Raw genomic sequence first — 17,363 nt, 5'->3', positions numbered from 1 at the left:
TTTTCATCACGATCAAATTGAAACCGGCAGGCCTTGCCCCAGCGCACGGGGTTTTCGCCAAGAGATCCACTCCATGGACGCACAAGCAGCGGTCGACGGCATTCGTTCCCTCGGCGAGAAGCGAGTGGTGACCTTTCTGGGTTTTTCCGACGCGGGCTATGAGGATGAAGCTCGAGCCCAGGAGGTGTTGCTGGCAGAGCTCGCGACCTTCGACCCTCGGGATACCATCGTGTGCTCGGGTGCCACTGCGCAAGGCATTGGCATGGTCTATCCACTGGCACTGCGTAAAGGGTTTCGCACCGTAGGTATCGTCTCTTCGCGGGCGCGCGCCGAGGGGGTGCTGTTTTCCAAGGATTGCGAGCGTGTGTTCGTGGTGGACGACCCTACCTGGGGTGGCATGCAGCCCAATGAATATCTGTCCTCCACCTCACAGGCCATGGTCGATGCCAGTGACGTGATGATCGCCATCGGCGGCGGCGCGATCGCCCGCGACGAACTCGTAGCAGGCCACAGCAAAGGCAAACTCGTCCGTTTTCATCCTGCAGACATGAATCATGCTCGCGCCATGGCGAATGCCATCAAAGAAGGCGGGCCGGCCCCACGGTCGTTCTGCGGCGACGCCCAGGCGCTCTTCCAGTGCACAGGTGGGGAGGAAGGAGCATGAGGAAATATGCGGTCGTCTTTGTGCATGGGCTGGCAAAGAAGCCTTCGCCTGAAAAGCTTGAGGAAATCTGGCGTTGGGGGCTGGAGCGAGCGGACACGCCTGCACCTTTTCATGGCCAAAACCCAGGGATCGACCTCGACACCCAGGGCGTGCCAGGCCTGTTCAACTACTATGCGGACGTATTCTACGGCACCGATTACGAAACAGATCTCGATGCGTTTTATGAGTCCAGGGACGGTTCTGTCGTTGACCTGGGGAGCCTGCACCAGATAGCAGGCGAGCTTGCCATCCCGACGCCTGCCAATGAAAAAGAAGCAAGGTTCCTTGCTGAGGTGGAGCGCAAGATGCGCGAGGCGCCTTTCCCACCCGAGCCGCCGTGCCTTGTGGCCCATCCAGCTGCACAGCAACCTACACAATTGGAGATCGCCTCGTGGCTGCCGGGGCCCGTGAAGGAGGCCATCATCAAAAAAGCGGCGATGGAAGCGTATTACTTCCTGTTCAACAAGGACTATGCGCGGCCAGCCGATGGCGCGATCTTCAAGGTGCGTGACGAGCTGCGCCAGCGCCTGATCGACGACTTGAGAAAAGCGGCGGAGCAGGCCAACAAGCTGGTGCTGGTAACTCATAGCATGGGCACGATGATCGCCTACGACGTTCTGCGCAACTGCAAGCAATGCCCTCCGGTGGAGGTGCTGTTCACCCTTGGATCGCCGCTGGGCATCACCGAAGTGCAGGAGCAACTGCGGGCCGATGGGCTGCAACACGTCGATTTCCCACCTGGGCTCGGTCGATGGATCAACGTCTACGACCCCCTCGACCCCATCTGTGGTGCTGACCCGAGAATGGACGATTTTCGCCCCACGCAGGGGCGTAGGGTGGAGGATGTTAGAGAGAGCAACTGGGGAAACTGGCGCCATACCGTCACCCACTATTTCGCCGGCAGGCAGTTCCGCTCATTGCTGATGCATACCCTCGGGATATCACGCTGATGTCGCCCATGTCTGCGGGTGAACTCGCCATGGCCCTGAAACGCGGCGAGTTTCCCAACCCGCCGTTGCAGTTGCTGACGCACGCTGTGCATTTGCTCGCGGACGAGGTGCTCGATGGCAAGCAGGCTTCGCGCAAAAGCGTCCGCGAGGCCATGGACCTGCTGCGCAGGCACCGCCATTTCGAACATGTGCACGAGCTAGGCGTCGCCTGGCACGATACCTTCGGTTGCGACGCCATGATCCAGCGCCTGCTCGCCCAGGCGAAGGTGGAGCTTGGCGCACTGGAAGGGGCCGACGATCTGCTCGATGAAGCCGACCAAATGGCGATCAGGCACCCGACAGACCTGGAGTACCAGGCAGAGGAGAAGGACTACAACGCGTTGCGCGGGCGTATCCGCAAGCAACGGTTTGTGTTGACGGACAATGTGAACGTACTCGCCGAGTCAATCGCTTACTACCAGAAGAAGCAGCTAGCGCAACCAAGCTTCTTCCTCGACGTGAATGTACTGGCGCTGCGGGTACGCCTGCACGATCGGATAGCACAGCCGATCCAAGTACTCATCGAGTTGGCCCACGATGTTTTGAAGCAGGCAACCGTCGCTATACGAACCAAGCCTGCCGACCCATGGGCGCTGGCAACTGCGTCCGAAGCGTGCCTTGCCTTGAGCCGCTTCCTGCCGGACGAGAGCTGGTGCGACTGGGCCGAATTGTGGTTGTACCGGTTCTTGGCGCACCCGAAATGCGGCCCGTTCGAGATCGAGAGCTATTTTCGCCAGGTGCGCGAAATCTGGAGTGGAGCCCCACTGGACGAATCCACGTGTGCGGGGCGCTTGGCCAGGATCTTTGAACGGCACATGCTGCGCACTCAGCGCCGTTGGTCCGTGGACGCCCGTCAGTTGCAATGGCTTCAACAAAATCCCGAAGAGCTCGAAAAGAACTTTTGCGGTGAAAAGTCGTTCACGGTTGCCGACATCCGCAAGATGCTCGCGCTCGCACCTAACATCGGTTGCGTGACGAACGACAAAGGGGTGCGTATGGGCACCGGTTTCCTGGTGCAGGGTTCAGCTTTCGGCGATGACGGCTTGCTGTTCATCACCAATGCCCATGTGATCAGCGATACCTTGACCAAAGCGATACGCGGCAGCGATGCACGCGTCACCTTCGAGACGGAGGCAGACGGCAGCATGCCCCCCTGTCTGGTGCAAGCGATCCTTTTCAATTCGGAGCCAGGGCAACTGGGTAACGTGAAGGAGGCGCCGGGTAAGCTGGATGTTACCGTCTGCCGCCTGAGCCGCACGCCAAACGGTGCTGCTGGCCTGCCGGTGGCACCGACTGTCCCTTGGCCCTCACCGCGAACCAAAGCTTTCGTCGTCGGCCACCCGCGAGCCGGCGAACTGCAGTTCTCGCTTCAAGACAGCGTGCTGCTCGACGTCTGCGGCAACGAGCGGCTGATGCACTACCGCACGCCGACCGACCCGGGTAGTTCCGGCAGCCCGGTGTTCAACAGAGACTGGGAAGTCATAGCGCTGCATCACGCGGGCTCGCAGACATGCCCGCGTTTGTCAGGCTCAGGCTTCTATGAAGCGAATGAAGGCATCACGCTGCAGGCGATCCGACAGCATTGGAAAGGCATGGCAACTGATTCGCTTGGATAAACCGCTACGACTAGCGTGTGGGTTATTCAGCTCATGCCGTGCCATGCGTTTACATCAGTCACCCGGTGGACGCTACCCAGGCATTGGGTAGGGAGGCTCAGATGGCATCGATCTTCATCAGCTATCGTCGCAAAGACTATACGGCCGGAGTCAGCACCCTCGAGCAGCACCTGCGCGGTTATTTCGGGCAAGCGTCAGTTGTGCTCGATCAGGATGGCTTTCTCGGCGGCACGGACTGGCAAGCGGAGATGAGGGCAGCGGTCATACAAAGCAGTGTGGTTATTTGCGCAGTGGGTGATAGCTGGAGCGAACCGTCGTTGCGCAAAAGCGGCCCGGACCACCTGCATGAAGAACTCAATATTGCCCGTAGTCTTGGCAAGCCCATTATTCCCGTAGTGGTTGGCAGCGGCGCGGGGAAATCAGCCCTGACCCAGCTACCCGCAGCCATTGCCTGGCTCACAAAACTGCATGCGGTCGACTGCACAGGGCCTGAGCTGGGGCGAATCAAGGCGCTCGAACGTGCCATCGGCAGCAATGTCCTGGCCGCTACAGGGGCAGGAGGGGCGTCGATCGGGGCGATGGTTGCCGATCTTTTCTACAGCCTCCTGTACCCAGTGAGTGCAGGGGGCATTGCATTACGAGGTACGGCATCAGGCATGACATCGGCTTTGCTTGGGGTCAGCTTCTCGGCAGTTGGCCTGCTGATGCTGTCCATGGTGCTGAGGGAGGACTTCGATGCACTGGCGCCTTTGGGTAAAATCCTCGGAGTGGTTGTCATCTTTGTTGGCCTGGTATACGGGCTTGCATCGTTGATTACCCGCTTTGGGCCTGCCAGGGCCCACCCTCGTGGGCGATTTACATACGCGTTGAGATTCTGTGCAGCCATCATCACGTGCGGGGTCCTTTACTTCACAGTATGGGTCAGCTTTTTGCCGGATGGCTTCTTCACGCAAATGATGAACGCGCTGGAGGAGGGCGGTGCAGCGGAATTGAAGACAGCAGAGGAGATCAACAACTTTCCTCCTCATTTGATGGTTGTGATGGGCGTGTTCAATCTTGGCTTGATCTTCCATCTGCTCTATATCACTTGGGGCTTTGTTCGCAGCATTGCGGCGGTGGTGAGAACAGGCCGGCTGCCTGCATTCCTGTTGTTCGTATCGTTGATAATGGCAATAGGCATCATGGGCTGGATCAGTTACTCGATGAGCGCCGAAACGCCTGCGCCGAGCAAGAAACCGGTTCGGATAGCGGGTCAAATGCCACGCGAGTTTTCATTTTCGAATGGTTCCGACAAGCTGACCGTAGCGGGCACCGAGTTGATGCCCATGAAAATCCGAGCCAGCGGAAACATGCGGTTCGAGAACAATATCGTGATTCTGGACTTCAAAGAGTTGGTGGTCGAAAACCGCACCGACGCATCAGTCATCGTGGACCGTATTCACTTTACGCTGGGACGGCGTGTGGACGGAAAGTTCTCATGGACTGATCCCGTCCCCTTCAGTAACGAGGTCGCGTTCGGCGCGATTGATGGGCATGGCGAGCGTCGCCTTGAGGACTTTACCCTGCGAGCATGACTGCATCCCACAATGAAGCCTGGAGAAACCGTGCTGACAGTCTGGGTGACTATTAACGGTAAAGCCGAGCAACCGATTGGCGATGGTAGTGACGCGATCTTGCGTTGGTGAAAGGTGGGTGCTGCGGAGCCTTACCTTTGTCATCGAGCGCCCCTTCAAGCCCTTCTTCGGCGAACAAGGCATCGCCCTGTGACCCTCTGCGGTCCCTTGTAGGAGCGGCCTTGCCGGGGCGCCGGACCGGTCGGAAAGGGGCGCGCAGCGGCCCCAGATTGGTGCGTCACCGCTGATAGTGCCGGGGCTGCTTTGCAGCCCTTTCGCGACGCAAGGCCGCTCCTACAACGGGCGTCGTTCGCCAAGGTGCGGAAGGCGCCCAGCTCGCCGGCTTCGAAACAGGACCTCCTGATTACAATGGCATCACTTGCTGGGTGGCTTGTGCCGGGCGTACATCGCGGTACCCCCAGCAGATGCACCACGAGCCTGCAGTTCGAACGTTTGCGGGTATGCCTTGATCAGGTCGCTCAGCTTCTTGAAACCATGGGTACGCGGGTCAAACTCCGGGCGAAGCTTCGAGATGTTCGTACCCAGCACACTTAAATGTGCCCAGCCATCCTCATCAGCAATATCGTCCAGAATCTTGGTAATGAAACCGATGGGCGCCTTGGGCTTCTTGGGCTTTTCTGCCGCCACCGGTTTTGCATCGGGCGTCACTGACGACTCGACAGACGCCTCGGCATTGGGCGACTGAGCGGCTTCGTCACGCAGCAATTCGATGTAGATGAACTTGTCGCAAGCGGCCACAAAGGGCTTGGGCGTTTTTTCCTCACCAAACCCGTAAACCGTCAAGCCTTCCTCCCGCAGCCGTGACGCGAGGCGTGTGAAGTCGCTGTCGCTGGACACCAGGCAAAAGCCATTGAAGCGCCGGGTGTAGAGCAAATCCATGGCGTCGATGATGAGCGAGCTGTCGGTGGCGTTCTTGCCCTTGGTGTAGGCAAATTGCTGAATGGGTTGGATCGAATGGTCGAGCAGCACTTTTTTCCAGCCCCCCAGTTGCGGGCCAGTCCAGTCACCGTATATACGCTTGACGCTGGCGACACCGTACTTGGCGATCTCTTCGAAAAGCCCCTCGACGATCGCGGCTGGCGCATTGTCGGCGTCAATCAGTACTGCGAGGTGTTTTTGCGTGGTGGTAGAACTGTGTGTGGCCATGGTCATCCTTGGGGCATGAAAAGAAGCTGTTCTCAGTCATTCTGGCTGCATTCGGGCGCCAACTGCCGCTGGCCAGGTAGTGTGGTCGAGCATGTAGGGCTTCCTGCTGAGATAACGCCACATAACGCCGCAGCCTAATCGCTTTTCGCGACTCGGTCATACAAAGGCGCGCCGGGCCGTACAGGATGGTTTTTCGGCATTGAGTACCAGCTCCAGTCCCCAGCCATTTTGAATGTGGTTCGCGATCTCAAATTCGCGCCAGTCAGTCATTGCCTGGCCATCGATCATGCGTGGTTCACACTCGATCAGCCAAGCCACGGCATTGAGGAACTGACCATGGGAAAACACCAGAATGTCTTCTGCAGGGTGCAGGGCTAGGCGATCCAAGAACGACCGCGCGCGCTCAATAAATGCGAGGAACGACTCTGCGCCTTCTCCGTCGACGTGGGACGGATCAGCTTTAGCCCAATACAGGTCGACCCAAGCTTTTCGTTGAGCAACCGTAGTGTTCACGCAATTCGCAGGCGCGAGGTAGGTGAATTCTTCGATGGGCCAAGTCTCGCAGGTAACGTTGGGGAACATTGAGCTCGTCGCGTCCGCGGTTGCTTGAGCGCGTGAAAAGGGTGACGCAACGATCAATCCAGGCGCCTTGCTGATTGACCTGGCTACGCGCGCTGCTTGATCGCGGCCCTTATCAGTCAATGGGATGGTCGCATGATCCAGGGTGGCCGCGCCGGCATTCGCCGCGCTTTCTCCATGACGTATGAGGCGGACGATCTTCATTTTACCTGTGGAGTACAAATGTTCTCCTCCTTGTAGATGAGTGCTCAAGGTTCAGGGCAGGCTGGGCGTGGTGGCGCCTGATCGTTCCGCACCTAGGCGCAACCCTGTGATGTCGCGCTTTGGCGGCGTGCCGAACTGCCGTCCATACTCGCGGCTGAACTGCGAGGGGCTTTCGTAGCCGACTTTGAAGGCAGCGGTGGCGGCATCCAGATGCTCGTTGAGCATCAACCGTTTCGCCTCGTTCAACCTCAACCATTTCTGGTACTGCAGCGGGCTCATCGCGGTGAGCTGGCGGAAGTGATGATGGAAGGTCGAGAGCCCCATTTGCACCTGGGAGGCCAGCTCGTCCACCCGCAGCGGGGCGGCGTAGTTCAGCTTCATCCAGTCGATGGCCTTGGCTATTCGGTGCCCCTTGCTGCCCACGGAGGCGATGTAGCGCAGGAGAGGGGCCTGATCGCTGAGTAATAGCCGGTAGTGGATTTCTCGCTGAATGAGCGGCCAGAGCGTAGGGATCGCATCGGGCTCTTCCAGCAACTCGATCAGGCGGGTGAAACTCTGCAGCAGCTTCGGGCTGAGCTCACCCACTCCAGCGCTGGTATGAAAGGCCTGACCGCTCAAGGGAAGACGACCGTCTTGCGCGATCAGTTCCGCCAGCGTGCGCAGGTCGAGCCTGAACACCAGGCCCAGACAGGGGGCTGCCTCGCTGGCCATCGTCACCGCCGAGTTGGCGGGGATATTCAGTGAGGTGACGAGGAAGCGGCTCGTGTCGTAGGGGAACACGTCGCTGCCAATGACCATTTCTTTGGCGCCCTGGGCGACCAGCACGATGCTCGGCTCAACGATGCACGTGATCGGCGGGGCCGGTGCATGACGTCGGTAGACGCCGAGCGCTGCAATGCGCGTCGCGAAATCGCCAGCGGTAGGCGCATGGGCGCTGATGACCCTGCACAGCGTGGCCATTGGGTTAGAGGGAGAGGGCGGTTGTGTGCTGGCGTTCATGGGAAGCATCCGATGATCTCGTGGGAAAACACTACGCGTTTGCTGCCTGAGATGTCCATGCCCGGTCAGCACGGGTTGGAGATTTAGGCAAGAAAACTAGCCATTTGCTCTACTGGTAGGCCGGTTTACGCGAGGAAGATGGCAGTTCATTCACTGCGGGAGCCGCGGACATGCCCCATGGAGCGAACAATTTGTACAAGCGTGAGCCGGTTTCGCTCGAACGGGATTCACTACCCCTTCAGCATTCAAGCCGCCAGGTCTGGAGTGCTGTGCTGGCGATGTCACTCTGTGCCTTCGCCCTGGTAGCGTCTGAGTTTCTGCCAGTGAGCTTGCTCACCCCCATTGCATCCGATTTGTCGCTGACTGAAGGCCAGGCCGGGCAGGCCATTTCAATCTCGGGCTTCTTTGCCGTGATCACTAGCCTGTTGCTGGCCACCCTGACCCAGGGCATCGATCGCAAGCCTGTGCTACTGGCCACAACCGCGCTGATGCTGATTTCCGGAGGGATGGTGGCATACGCCCCGAACTACCTGACGTTGATGGTGGGGCGAGCAGTGCTCGGGATTGCCATCGGTGGTTACTGGTCGATGTCCACAGCGGTGATGATGCGCATCGCACCCGAAGCGCTCGTTCCCAAGGCCATTGCCGTGATGCAGGGCGGTACCGCATTGGCCACGGCAGTCGCGGCTCCGATCGGGAGTTATTTGGGCGGCATCATTGGCTGGAGAGGGGCATTTTTGTGTGTGGTGCCGTTGGCCGCGTTGGCGTTGATCTGGCAAGCCTTCACGCTGCCGGCAATGCCGAGTGAGCGGACCAAGTTATCGGCCACCGGCTCGCTGCGCTTGCTGGGAGACAGCAGGGTCGCGCTCGGCATGGCCGCCGTTGCCTTCCTCTTCATGGGGCAGTTCACACTGTTCACTTATCTGCGGCCCTTCCTGGAAACGGTCACGCAGGTGGATGTGGCTACGCTCTCGCTGCTCCTGCTGATCATTGGCGCCGCAGGATTGGTAGGCACTGTGTTGGTGGGCCCCCTCGTTGCACGTCATCTTAATCGGGTGCTGATGGGGATACCCTTGATCATGACCGCCATTGCATTCGCCGTGATTGCGGTGGGTAGCTGGGTCGTTCCAGTCGCCGTTCTGCTGGGTTTCTGGGGGCTGATCGCTACCTGTGCTCCCGTGGGATGGTTTACTTGGTTGGCCAGGGCACTGCCGCACGATGCAGAAGCCGGGGGTGGCCTGATGGTCGCGGTGATTCAGTTGGCTATTACTGCAGGGGCAACGGTAGGCGGCGTGCTGTACGACGGGATGGGCTATCAAGCTACGTTCGTAGCCAGCGGAGTATTTTTGCTTGTTGCAGCTGTGCTGAGCGCTATGACCCGTCGCAAGTAAGCCAGTACTGGCTAAATGCCGGTGAGATTTTGCGGGCAAAAGAAAGCCCGCTGCTAGGCGGGCAAGGTCTATCACACGTAGGGATAGCTTCAGGTTCTCTCAAACCACGTGAAAATTGAGTGAAAGAAACGTTCTCATGATGTGATGGCCGCATCGTCGAGAGGCCCACTGTGTGGCTGATAGCGGCTCCCCAAGCGTAGAAGCCATCAGGATCCACGCACTCAGTTAAAACGCATAAACCAAAGTAGCCGTGGCGCTGCGCGGGGAGCCATACCAGCCACGTGAGCCAATCGCGGTGTAATAAGTCTTGTCGAACACGTTGTTTAAGTTCAGCGAGACGCTGGTTTGCGGCGTGAACGCGTATTGCGCCATCAGATCGACCACGCTGTAGGGGTCTTGGGTGAACGTTTCGTCGTTTGGACCTGCGCCTTTGTAGTATTCGGTACCTTGCCAACGCACTCCACCGCCCACCTTCAACTGCGGTACGGACTGAAGACGATAGCTGGTGAAGAGTTTCAGGGTGTCTCGCGGCACTTCAGTGTTCAGGCGGTCGCCGTCCGAGTCTTTACTGACGGCGTAGGTGTAGCTCGCCGAGACCTGCCAATCCGGCAGAATCTCGCCTGCCATTTCCATCTCGAAGCCCCGCGTTTTGGTACCAGACTCGGCACGGTATGCCTGGTTGCCATCCGGGGCCAGGTTGCTACCGTCGGCTACCGCCAGGTTGTCCTGATGGACCTCGAATACGCTAAACGCCGTAGTCAGGCGCTTGTCCCAGAATTCGCTCTTGAGACCGAGCTCGTAGTTCTCGCCCTCCAGCGGATCCAGGTAGGTACCTCCGACATCTTTGTTGCTCTGCGGCTTGAAGATGGAGGTATAGCTGGCATAGGCCGACCAGTTCTCGTTGAGGTCATAAACCAGCCCGATGTAAGGGGTGACGACCCCAGTTTCGCTCCGCGAGGTGCGGCTGGTGTCGCCGGATGACAGGGAGGTGGAAACCTCGTCTCGTCTCCAGTCGATGACCCGGGCCCCGGTGATCAGTGACAGGTCATCCGCCAAGCTCCAACGCACCGAAGTCACCAGTCCATCCTGGGTTTCATCTAGAGCATCTTCGGAGGACTTGGTGTGGATGGCGTCAGGTATCGCCAGCGACCCGTCCCAGGTATGGATATTGTCAATGTCCTGGAACGACCACAGAGGATAACCGTCGTTACGATAGTAGGCCTTGTAGTGACTGGCGCCTAGGTAAGCTTGGTGCTCGCGGGAGAAAAGCTCAAATGGGCCCGACGCCGAGAGATCGAACGAGGTTTGACGAGGCTCGCCGGCCCAACGGCCAGTCCAAGTATTGATGCCGCTGCCATCAGGGTTGACGGTGCCACTGGCTGCAGTGGCAAAGGCGTCATCGTAGCTGCGGCGGTTGTGCTCGGCATTGAGTTTCAGATGCCAGCCGTTGGCGAGGTCGTGATCCAAGGTGGTGAATACGGTTCTAGTTCGACGCTTGTGATAGCTCCAGTCAGCAGCAGAGTTGAATGAGCGGGAAGGGCTGAAGTGACTACCATCTGAATTGAACATCGGGAAACCATGGTTACCTGCCCCGTCGCTGTCCATCTCTTGATATTCAGCGCCCACTGTCAGCATCGTGCTGTCGGTGACGTCCCATTCCAATACGCCATATGCTGCCTGCTTTTCCAGGGATTGGCGATCAATGTGGCTCTGGCTGTTGGTGTTCGATGCGACGAAGCGACCTCGCACATTGCCACTTTCCGTCAACGCGCCGGACACATCAAACTCCTGACGGTAGTTGTCCCAAGAGCCCGCTTTAAGGGTCAACTTACGTTGTGTTTCGAGCGTCGGCTTCTTGCGAATCAGGTTCACGGTCGCGCCGGGATCGCCGGTGCCGGACATTAGCCCCGTGGCGCCGCGCACTACTTCGACCCGGTCATAACTCACCATGTCGGAAAGGTCGTCCCGGAAGCCATAGGTATTCGGTCGGTTGATGCCGTCGACCTGAATGCTGCCGACCTCGAACCCCCGCACGTAAACGTGGTTGGCGTCGCTGCCAGCCGGCCCCATGCTGTCCACGACCACGCCAGGCGTCTGTTCAAGCACCTGGGCAACCTCGTTCAGGTTCTGATCTTCGATCTGCTGACGGGTCACTACGCTGATAGATTGCGGTGTCTCTCGTGCCGAGAGGCGCAGGCCTGTCGCGGTGTTGGCCGAGCCCGTGGTGTAGCTGCCAGTGCCTTCGGTGGTGGCGCCGAGTCCCACGCTGGAAACGGTGGTGGCTGCAAGCTCCATCGAACCGTCCTGGCGGGGACGAACCAGCGCGTAACGCTTTTCTCCAGCTTGCAGTAACTGCAGGCCTGTACCTTGCAGCAGTAGAGCCAAGCCCTGGTCTACCTCGTAGTTACCTCGCAGCCCTTCACTGTTAAGCCCCGCAACTGCTTCATTGCTGAAATTGACAACTACTCCGCTGGCCTTCGCGAATTTATCTATGGTGCTAGCGAGGGAGCCCGCCGGGATACTGTAAGCAAAAGGTTCGGCCCAGACAGTGGCGGTGGTTAGCAGCGTGCCAGACAGGCTGACCGCGAGTGCGGCTTGGCGAAGGCTGGTGGCTGAAGCAAAACGAGTGGACATCCATTGACTCCTGTTCGATAGAACGCAGGCTCCCATTACGAAACGTATTGCTAATGGTAATGCTTCGCATAAAGGCGGCGCGCATAATCCTTCGGTTCTCTCGTGGTTGTCAATTGGTGTTTTACGGTTCTGTGACGGCCGAGTCGTCGTGATGTCGCTATGTAGACTGTGTCTCTTACATGTTGTGATGGCCAGCTTGTCTGCGGGCAAATCACAGACGCTTTTACTCAAGCTTTTCGACCAATCGTGCGGCGGAGGCTGCAGACTTCGCCTGAACCTGATCGGCCTTGTGCTCCAAGGACGAGGGGCTCAGTCCAGGACAATGTGATGGCCGTGAGGGCAGGCCGGTGTAGCCATCAAAAGCCTTTCAGGACAATCTTGCCGCGTGCCTTGCCACTTTCGATTACGGCGTGCGCGCGCTTGAGATTATCGGCGTTGATCGTGCCGAAGTGCTCACCCACGGTGGTTTTGAGTACACCGTCATCGATCAGCTTTGAAACACGCTCGAGCAATTGGTGCTGCTTGATCATGTCCTCGGTTTTGTACAACGAACGTGTGAACATCAGCTCCCAGTGCAGTGACAGCGACTTGCGTTTGAGTGGCATTACATCCAGCTGTGCGGGGTCGTCGATCAGCGCCAGTTTGCCTTGTGGACGAAGCACTTCCACCAGCTGCGCAAGGTAGGTGTCGGTGTGCGTCAGGCTGATCACATAATCGACGGTATCGAGCCCGAGCGCTTGCAACTGAGGCGCGATCGGCTTGGAGTGGTCGATGACATGATGGGCACCCAGTTCCTTGACCCACGCCTGGGTCTCAGGCCTTGAGGCGGTGCCGATGACGGTCAGCTGCGTGAGCTTGCTGGCCAGTTGAACCAAAATCGAACCCACCCCGCCAGCCGCGCCGATAACCAGAAGGCTTTGGCCTTTACCTGCATTTTCGACAACGCCCAAGCGGTCAAACAGCAGCTCCCACGCGGTAATCGAGGTCAGGGGGAGGGCAGCGGCACTCGCATTATCCAAGCTGCGAGGCTTGTGCCCGACGATGCGTTCATCCACTACGTGAAGCTCACTGTAGGTGCCCGGGCGGTCGATAGCACCGGCGTAGAAAACCTCATCGCCCGGTTGGAACAACGTCACTTCAGCACCTACCTCACGGACGACGCCGACGGCATCCCAGCCCAGCACCTGTGGTTGCTCACCGCCACGGCTTGCACGGATCTTCGTATCAACCGGGTTGACGGCGATAGCCTTGACCTCGACAAGGAGGTCCCGGGCACCGGGTGTCGGGGTGGGCAGCTCCGTGTCGTACAGCGATTGAGGGTTTTGGATCGGCAAACCGGGTTGGGTGTAGACGACGGCCTTCATTGGTTTGACTCTCTGATTGAATGTGGGTTAAGGCTAGACGTTTCGATTCACTCAAGAAATAGCCTGAATGGAGTAAGACTTTGTCGCCTGCGGTGAAAATGGTGGGTAGCGTTTGTCCTGCTGATCATTTGGCGTTGTAACGCGGAGCAAGCAGATTGCTGGAAAGCTGACTGAACATGGCCTGTCGGCTGGCTTCGTAGCGTTCGAAAGCTTGCAAGTCATGCATCGAGGGGATGGAGATCAACACACCGTCGTCGAAATCCTGCAGGGCCCCGTCCACCAGGTCTTGGGCCGACATCACGATGCCCGGATCGAGGTTCTCGACAGGCAAGCCACCGATCTGCCAGAAGTCGGTGGCTGTGGCCCCTGGTAGCACCGCCTGGATTTTGATGCCTTTATCCGCAAGCTCCTTGTGCAGGGACTGAGTGAACGCGGTCACATAGGCCTTGCTGCCGCCATACACGCCATTGAGCAGTTCTGGCGCCAGGCTCACGATGGACGAGATATTGATGACGGCGCCGTGCTTGCGAGCGGTAAATCCTGGGATGGCGGCGTAGGTAAGGCGGGTGAGGGCGGTCACGTTGAGGGTGATCATTTCGGCCATGCGCTCGACATCACTTTCCAGCAGGCTGGTGTGGGTGCCGATGCCTGCGTTGTTCACAAGCAGGCTGATGCTGGCGTCTTCACGCAGTTTGCGTTCTACCTTGGCGAGGTCATCTGCCTTGGCGAGGTCTGCCGGAAACACCTCTACGTTCTGCCGGGTTTCGCTGGTGAGCCGGCTGGCCAAGGTGTTGAGGCGCTCCCGGTTACGGGCGACCAGCACCAAGTCGTAACCCCGGCGGGCCAAGCGTTCTGCGTAGATCGATCCGATTCCGGTGGAGGCGCCGGTGATGAGGGCGGTGCCCTTGAATTGCTGCGTCATGGTGATGCTCCGGTGTTTGGGTGTGGAGCCATGATGCAGAATAGCGCTGTTGTCTTAAACGACGCATATAATACGGTTTTAGGACATTGAACAGTGGAGCTCTACCATGCACCGTGTCGGCTACCTAATTACCGAAGGTTTCCAGGTCATGTCGCTGGCAACGCAGGCGGTATTCGAATTCGCCAACATCGTCGCGGGCGAAACGGTTTACAGAATCCAGAATTTCTCCATGGAGGGTGGCACAGTGCGCTCTTCTCTGGGGATGTACATGGATACGCTTCCTCTTGGGGCTCCTGGTTTGGCCGATACCTGGATGATTACGGGGACTTTGACGCCATTGACGCCTCCTGGTGAAGACGTGCTGGCCAGTGTGCGGGGCTTTGTCGACGGCGCACGGCGCACTGCGGGCCTTTGTACGGGCTGTTTTGTGTTGGCTCAGGCAGGCGTGCTGGATTATCGGCGTGCAACGACGCATTGGGCCTATGCGAAAAAGCTGCGCGAGCTGCATCCGAAGATTGAAGTCGAAGAAGATCGGATATTCATTGTGGACGGGCAGATCTGGACGTCCGCCGGCATGACCGCTGCCCTGGATATGGCGCTGGGTATGGTGGAAAAAGACCTGGGAGCCGAAATGGCCAGGTCCGTGGCGCGCAAGCTCGTGATGCATCAGCGCCGCTCGGGTGGGCAATCCCAACACTCCGAACTGCTGACGCTTGCACCGAAGTCGGATCGGATTCAAAGCGCTCTGGATTACGCTCGCAAAAATTTGAGTCGTCCGTTGAGTGTTGAGGAACTCGCTGAAGTTGTGCACCTGAGCCCTCGGCAGTTCACCCGCGTGTTCACCGCCGAGACTGGGCAATCTCCGGCCAAGGCCATAGAGCGTCTTCGTCTTGAGGCTGCCCGATTGATGATTGAGCAGAGCCGACACAGCCTGGATGTGGTGGCTAAAGAAACTGGCTTTAGGGATCGCCGGCATATGCGCGAGGTATTCATCCGCGGATTCGGCGTACCGCCACAAGCGGTGCGAAGGGATGCACGGCGGGTGGTACCTGCTTAAGAAGCGGTGCTAAACGGTTATGTGTGTGCGCCAATCGCGATTTTAGTCAGTGGAGGAAGTTTGTGATGACAGTTTCGGAATTGATGGTATTGGCGCGGGAAGCACCTCAGGATCTGCTGTGCTGGTCGAGCTTCGTAGCGCAGACCGAATTCGCCAGGCAAAACTCAATCTTGGTGTCAGATGCAGAAAGGTGGCAGACCCTTTGGTTTGAGATGGAAATTGTGAATGCGCTGGCATTGGCCGAGTGGGAGGATGATGGGCGTCCTTGCGATTGGTCTCGCCGTTGGCGCGAAGGGTACGAACAGGATGCGAAAGCGTTAGTTTCGGAGCTGCTGCCACTGCTTGTTAGCCCTGAGGCAAAGGCGTGATGCGGCGCAATGAGCTGCGGCTGCTCATTACGGGGGCGATTGGATGTCTCGCTCTTACGTCACGCTCTTGAGTTCAGCGCGTAGCTTGCGCAGTTCGGCCTGCCGATCGTCGTCTTGCTGACGCTTGCTATAGACCTTGATCCAGGCGTAAAGGCTGTGCACGGACATGCCCAGGCGCTGGGCGACATCGGCGACAGATTTGCCTTTTTCGGTCACTTGCTTGACCGCTTCGATCTTGAATTCTTCGGGGTAACGCTGACGACTCATGGCACCTCCTATTTGGGCCTTATTAGGAGGCTTGGAGGTGTCTACGAAACTAGGGGCGATTCACACCGTACTTGTTCACGCATCTGGCGGGCGCCTCCCTGCGCGCTAGGAGGGATTCGCTGTAGGCTGAAGGTCACTTGGCGCGTTCTCGTTGGACGATTTCATCGTAAGGAGTTGGCTGGCACGACTGCCCAGTAAGGACCCCGCCTGGAAATAGCCCATTACGGTACTGACGCTACGGTGCTCAGTCATCGCCATTACCTCGCCGAGAGGCACCCCCTGGCGTCCTGCCTCGGTGACGAAGCCCGAGCGCAGGCTGTGCGCTGCCCAGTCGCCGTCGAGGCCGGCCAGTGCCGCACGGCGTTTGACAATGCGCGCGACCTGGTCACCGGACAGATCAGCAGACGCGACCCGCCCCCCTTTGTACAAGCGGCGAAACAGCGGGCCCTCGCAGGCCGGTGCTACAGCGAGCCAGGCGTTCAGCGCCTGAGCCGCCGGTCCCTGCAGCGGCTTTTCCCGCCCCACGCCGCTACTGTCGGTTTTGGTCGCCCCGAGTGCGTACAGCCAGGTGTCGGCGTCCAGGCGGCGCAGGTCTCCGATCTGCAAACCCACGATTTCCGAGCGGCGCCGGCCACCGCCGCTCCAGGCCAGCAACAGCAGGGCGCGATCGCGCGTGCCACGCACGCCGTCAGTGCAGGTGGCGAGCATGGCCTGCAGCGGCTCCAACACCACTGCGGTTTTCTTCCGCACGGATACGCCTTGGCGCGCCTGGGCCTTGCGTGCCTCGCGAAGAAGCGTCTTCACCACAGGAGCCTCACTTGGGTTATCCCAGCGTCGCAGGCGATGCCATTTAGCCAAAACTGCCAAGCGATGGCTAACTGTGCTGAACGACAGTGGCCCCGGCTTGCCCTTGATCTTGGCTTCCACCAACGCGGCATCGACCTCCGGCGGCAGCAGATGTGTCCAGTTACTAACAGTATCGGGCCTGGCCAAGTGGTCGACGATAAATTGCACGGCGACCTCGGGTGGCAACGCGCCGTCGCCGAGCGAGCGGCGATAACGCAACCGCAACCACGCGGACCAGTAGGTGAGGGCGCTCTGGTAGCTGCGCACGGTATTGGCCGCAGTGCCTGCCGCGATGAATGCCTCAGCGGCGGCGCGGGTGCTGTCGGCCAACTCTGCTAGCACCAGCGGCTGGGAGGGGGGGCATCTGTACCGGCTCTGTCAATTTCATCTCGCTCAACGCTGCAATAGGTTCGGATAACCTGTGCTTATCAGACCCAATGTTGGGGCTTACGTAGGGAGGCTTTTTGCTCCGCGTCTATAAGGTTTACCGAAGATTCATCCTGCGTTATCTTCATGGCATTGGTCACGCCGTCGAAGATGTTCGGCTCGACATATGTACCGCCGATCTTTTCGAGGACATGCTTACGACCGGCCAGCAGTGCCTGGTATTGCTTCATCAGCCCAAACCGGCCTTGATCAGCATC

14 protein-coding genes and 2 pseudogenes are annotated in these 17,363 nt (G+C 58.8%); 7 read left to right on the top strand and 9 right to left on the bottom strand.

All coding sequences use genetic code 11. From position 1 onward, the window contains the following. Positions 1-73: 73 nt before the first annotated feature. The 4 genes from CKW22_RS18945 to CKW22_RS18930 all read left to right on the top strand — a co-directional run bounded on the left by CKW22_RS18945 (position 74) and on the right by CKW22_RS18930 (position 4,882). Positions 74-664, top strand: a complete 591-nt coding sequence (locus tag CKW22_RS18945) for a hypothetical protein (protein WP_095064745.1) — start codon at positions 74-76, stop codon at positions 662-664. Beyond that, entirely contained in the window at positions 661-1,653 is a 993-nt protein-coding gene (locus CKW22_RS18940) for a hypothetical protein (protein WP_047583711.1), read from the top strand. The genes CKW22_RS18945 and CKW22_RS18940 overlap by 4 nt, the downstream gene beginning before the upstream one ends. 29 nt (positions 1,654-1,682) lie before the next feature. Then, the gene (locus CKW22_RS18935; RefSeq protein WP_160015212.1) at positions 1,683-3,308 is read left to right on the top strand and encodes a serine protease; all 1,626 of its coding nucleotides are present in this window, start codon (positions 1,683-1,685) and stop codon (positions 3,306-3,308) included. Positions 3,309-3,409: 101 nt separating this feature from the next. Continuing rightward, positions 3,410-4,882, top strand: a complete 1,473-nt coding sequence (locus CKW22_RS18930; protein ID WP_095064741.1) for a toll/interleukin-1 receptor domain-containing protein — start codon at positions 3,410-3,412, stop codon at positions 4,880-4,882. Between the two features lie 414 nt (positions 4,883-5,296). Here CKW22_RS18930 and CKW22_RS18925 read toward each other — a convergent pair whose 3' ends face one another. The 3 genes from CKW22_RS18925 to CKW22_RS18915 all read right to left on the bottom strand — a co-directional run bounded on the left by CKW22_RS18925 (position 5,297) and on the right by CKW22_RS18915 (position 7,870). Beyond that, positions 5,297-6,088: an NYN domain-containing protein gene (locus tag CKW22_RS18925; RefSeq protein ID WP_033697820.1), complete on the bottom strand. Its 792-nt coding sequence runs from the start codon at positions 6,086-6,088 to the stop codon at positions 5,297-5,299. Positions 6,089-6,244: 156 nt separating this feature from the next. Then, positions 6,245-6,871 carry a histidine phosphatase family protein gene (locus CKW22_RS18920; RefSeq protein WP_050506053.1) on the bottom strand — a complete coding sequence of 209 codons (627 nt, stop codon included), beginning with the start codon at positions 6,869-6,871 and terminating at the stop codon, positions 6,245-6,247. 51 nt (positions 6,872-6,922) lie between these two features. Continuing rightward, on the bottom strand, positions 6,923-7,870 hold the full coding sequence (locus tag CKW22_RS18915) for an AraC family transcriptional regulator (protein ID WP_084213369.1): 948 nt from the start codon (positions 7,868-7,870) through the stop codon (positions 6,923-6,925). Between the two features lie 278 nt (positions 7,871-8,148). On the opposite strand from CKW22_RS18915, the gene CKW22_RS18910 reads away from it, so the two are divergent. Beyond that, entirely contained in the window at positions 8,149-9,261 is a 1,113-nt protein-coding gene (locus CKW22_RS18910) for an MFS transporter (RefSeq protein WP_050506103.1), read from the top strand. A 225-nt stretch (positions 9,262-9,486) separates the two neighbouring features. On the opposite strand, the gene CKW22_RS18905 is transcribed toward CKW22_RS18910, so the two are convergent. From CKW22_RS18905 to CKW22_RS18895, 3 genes are all read right to left on the bottom strand, one after another. Further along, positions 9,487-11,895, bottom strand: a complete 2,409-nt coding sequence (locus CKW22_RS18905; protein WP_033697823.1) for a TonB-dependent siderophore receptor — start codon at positions 11,893-11,895, stop codon at positions 9,487-9,489. Between the two features lie 356 nt (positions 11,896-12,251). Beyond that, a complete protein-coding gene (locus tag CKW22_RS18900; protein WP_047583714.1) occupies positions 12,252-13,259 on the bottom strand; it encodes a zinc-binding alcohol dehydrogenase family protein in 1,008 nt (335 codons plus the stop codon). A gap of 124 nt (positions 13,260-13,383) precedes the next feature. Then, a complete protein-coding gene (locus CKW22_RS18895; protein ID WP_033697825.1) occupies positions 13,384-14,181 on the bottom strand; it encodes an SDR family oxidoreductase in 798 nt (265 codons plus the stop codon). 106 nt (positions 14,182-14,287) lie between these two features. Between CKW22_RS18895 and CKW22_RS18890 the strand changes: the two genes are divergently transcribed. Both CKW22_RS18890 and CKW22_RS18885 read left to right on the top strand, forming a co-directional pair. Next, positions 14,288-15,238: a GlxA family transcriptional regulator gene (locus CKW22_RS18890; RefSeq protein WP_095064738.1), complete on the top strand. Its 951-nt coding sequence runs from the start codon at positions 14,288-14,290 to the stop codon at positions 15,236-15,238. Between the two features lie 65 nt (positions 15,239-15,303). Then, a complete protein-coding gene (locus CKW22_RS18885; protein ID WP_156310199.1) occupies positions 15,304-15,606 on the top strand; it encodes a hypothetical protein in 303 nt (100 codons plus the stop codon). A gap of 57 nt (positions 15,607-15,663) precedes the next feature. Here the strand turns inward: CKW22_RS18885 and CKW22_RS18880 are convergent. The 3 genes and pseudogenes from CKW22_RS18880 to CKW22_RS27950 all read right to left on the bottom strand — a co-directional run. Next, positions 15,664-15,873 (bottom strand): annotated as a pseudogene (locus CKW22_RS18880) (transposase); the annotation flags it as partial. Positions 15,874-15,978: 105 nt separating this feature from the next. After that, complete coding sequence (locus CKW22_RS18875; RefSeq protein ID WP_371856433.1) at positions 15,979-17,049, bottom strand: tyrosine-type recombinase/integrase; 1,071 nt, start codon at positions 17,047-17,049, stop codon at positions 15,979-15,981. 164 nt (positions 17,050-17,213) lie between these two features. Then, positions 17,214-17,318 (bottom strand): annotated as a pseudogene (locus CKW22_RS27950) (hypothetical protein); the annotation flags it as partial. Positions 17,319-17,363 lie beyond the last annotated feature (45 nt).

The sequence above is a fragment of the Pseudomonas sp. Irchel s3f19 genome (assembly GCF_900187555.1).
Classification (GTDB): domain Bacteria; phylum Pseudomonadota; class Gammaproteobacteria; order Pseudomonadales; family Pseudomonadaceae; genus Aquipseudomonas; species Aquipseudomonas capeferrum.
Note: the sequence above shows the minus strand (reverse complement) of the source record. Positions and strands in the feature narration are given on the sequence as shown.

What these genes read in the sequence shown, in the direction of transcription:
- CKW22_RS18900 (WP_047583714.1), bottom strand. Translation starts at nt 13,259, where the DNA reads ATGAAGGCCGTCGTCTACACCCAACCCGGTTTGCCGATCCAAAACCCT.
- CKW22_RS18910 (WP_050506103.1), top strand. Translation starts at nt 8,149, where the DNA reads ATGTCACTCTGTGCCTTCGCCCTGGTAGCGTCTGAGTTTCTGCCAGTG.
- CKW22_RS18940 (WP_047583711.1), top strand. Translation starts at nt 661, where the DNA reads ATGAGGAAATATGCGGTCGTCTTTGTGCATGGGCTGGCAAAGAAGCCT.
- CKW22_RS18935 (WP_160015212.1), top strand. Translation starts at nt 1,683, where the DNA reads ATGGCCCTGAAACGCGGCGAGTTTCCCAACCCGCCGTTGCAGTTGCTG.
- CKW22_RS18905 (WP_033697823.1), bottom strand. Translation starts at nt 11,895, where the DNA reads ATGTCCACTCGTTTTGCTTCAGCCACCAGCCTTCGCCAAGCCGCACTC.
- CKW22_RS18920 (WP_050506053.1), bottom strand. Translation starts at nt 6,871, where the DNA reads ATGAAGATCGTCCGCCTCATACGTCATGGAGAAAGCGCGGCGAATGCC.
- CKW22_RS18945 (WP_095064745.1), top strand. Translation starts at nt 74, where the DNA reads ATGGACGCACAAGCAGCGGTCGACGGCATTCGTTCCCTCGGCGAGAAG.
- CKW22_RS18930 (WP_095064741.1), top strand. Translation starts at nt 3,410, where the DNA reads ATGGCATCGATCTTCATCAGCTATCGTCGCAAAGACTATACGGCCGGA.
- CKW22_RS18895 (WP_033697825.1), bottom strand. Translation starts at nt 14,181, where the DNA reads ATGACGCAGCAATTCAAGGGCACCGCCCTCATCACCGGCGCCTCCACC.
- CKW22_RS18925 (WP_033697820.1), bottom strand. Translation starts at nt 6,088, where the DNA reads ATGGCCACACACAGTTCTACCACCACGCAAAAACACCTCGCAGTACTG.
- CKW22_RS18915 (WP_084213369.1), bottom strand. Translation starts at nt 7,870, where the DNA reads ATGAACGCCAGCACACAACCGCCCTCTCCCTCTAACCCAATGGCCACG.
- CKW22_RS18890 (WP_095064738.1), top strand. Translation starts at nt 14,288, where the DNA reads ATGCACCGTGTCGGCTACCTAATTACCGAAGGTTTCCAGGTCATGTCG.
- CKW22_RS18885 (WP_156310199.1), top strand. Translation starts at nt 15,304, where the DNA reads ATGACAGTTTCGGAATTGATGGTATTGGCGCGGGAAGCACCTCAGGAT.